Genomic DNA, 1,547 nt, shown 5'->3' with positions numbered 1-1,547 from the left:
GGACGCGGTGCAGCAGCTCGTCCCGGGCGGCCCGGTACTCGGGGCTGAGCATCGGGTCCCTGGACTCGTAGGCGTGCATCGCGGTGTCGACCGAGTTGGTCGCCCGCAGGCGCGCCAGCGCGGCCGGCAGCTCCTGCCGCGAGAGGGCGACCATGGTGGTGTCCTGGCGGAGCATCTGCTGGCGCAAGTCGTCGGTCTGGCGGGCGTGTTGGCGGCGCAGGAGGGACAGTGCCCGGCCGCGCCGGCCGGCCTCGGCGGCCACCACGGCGACCGCCAGCGTGGCCGCGATGCCGCTCCAGATCACCTCGGGACGGGCGCCGGAGACGGCGACCGCCACGGCGGCGGCCCCGGCGGCGGCGAGCACGGCCGTGGGCAGCAGCCACCCGGGCGGGAGGGCGGTGGGCCGTCTGCCGGGGGACGATCCGGGTCGAAGCATCAGCATCCTCAAACGGTCGGAAGGGGACATCGGAGGCGGGTGGGGGGCGGTGGTCCGAGGCAGCATAGCCGGGTCTCGACATTTCTGACCGAAACTCAAAATTACTGTGGCAGTGCTGACTTGTGCGAACTTGCCGGACATGTCAGACACATCGCACGGGTGCGCGACGGCTGCTGCCCGGCCGATCCCCCGTACCGCCGGGTTCGGCGCCCGCACCAGGTTTCTCGCCGCGGGCCGGTTGCACCGGTAACCCGCCCGGGATTCGCTCATGCGGAGGGTTTCTCGGCGAAGTGCGCCTTGATGGACGGGAGTTCGTGCTATCGGAGGTCAAAGGCGTCGGAGTGGTCCCACTCGAAAGAGTGAGGTGGCATGCGCACACACGACGACGCCGCCGCGAGGGGGTGCCTCGCGACGGCGTGCTTGACGGTGTCTGTGATGGGTTCCGGCGGCCGGGGTCGGTCAGCGGGGTCGGTCAGCGGGGGAGGATCTCCAGGACGATGCCCTGCGCTCCGGGGCGGTGGGCCAGCACGTAGGCGGTGTGGTTGTCGTTGCTGACGGTCATGCCGTAGGAGAAGTCGGCGTCGAGGGCGAGCGTCTCGGAGGGTGCGGCGGCGTAGTCGTTCGTGGCGTCGAAGGCCACCAGGGAGAGCCGCTGCGTCGTCTGGTCGTAGGCGAGGCGGCGCAGCAGGCCGCCGGCCGGGGCGGTGGACGGCGTGCCGGTACCGGCGGAGAAGGCGGGCGTGAGCGTGACCGGCGCCAGCCCGGTGTCGCTGTCGGTGTCGACGGGGTGGGCCAGGCGGGGGCTACCGGGGTCGCTGTCGGTGACGATCAGGTGGGTGCCGTCCGTGGTGTACGACGCGTAGATCATCTGGGTGGGGAGGTTCGCGACGGTCCCGACGACGGCCGGGGCGGCGGTCGAGGTGTCCAGGTGCACGAGGCTGGTGCCGGAGCTGACGTAGGCGTCGGTGCCGCCCGGCTGGACGACGATCTGGCGCACGTAGCCGTCGGGCATCGGCACGTCGCCGGTGAACGCGTTCTGCGCGGTGGAGAACGTGAGCACCCGGCCGGGGGGCCGGGGGGGGGGCGGCCCCGGCCGCCCGGCTCCGGGTGA

The 1,547-nt window shown here is 72.6% G+C and carries 1 protein-coding gene and 1 pseudogene; both read right to left on the bottom strand.

Annotated elements, in window-relative coordinates; translation table 11 throughout:
* Positions 1-442: pseudogene (locus AB0O00_RS38910) on the bottom strand (ATP-binding protein); the annotation flags it as partial.
* A gap of 466 nt (positions 443-908) precedes the next feature.
* Complete coding sequence (locus AB0O00_RS38905) at positions 909-1,496, bottom strand: hypothetical protein (RefSeq protein ID WP_363659399.1); 588 nt, start codon at positions 1,494-1,496, stop codon at positions 909-911.
* Positions 1,497-1,547: the final 51 nt, after the last annotated feature.

The sequence above is a fragment of the Kitasatospora sp. NPDC093558 genome (assembly GCF_040683475.1).
GTDB lineage: Bacteria > Actinomycetota > Actinomycetes > Streptomycetales > Streptomycetaceae > Kitasatospora.
Note: the sequence above shows the minus strand (reverse complement) of the source record. Positions and strands in the feature narration are given on the sequence as shown.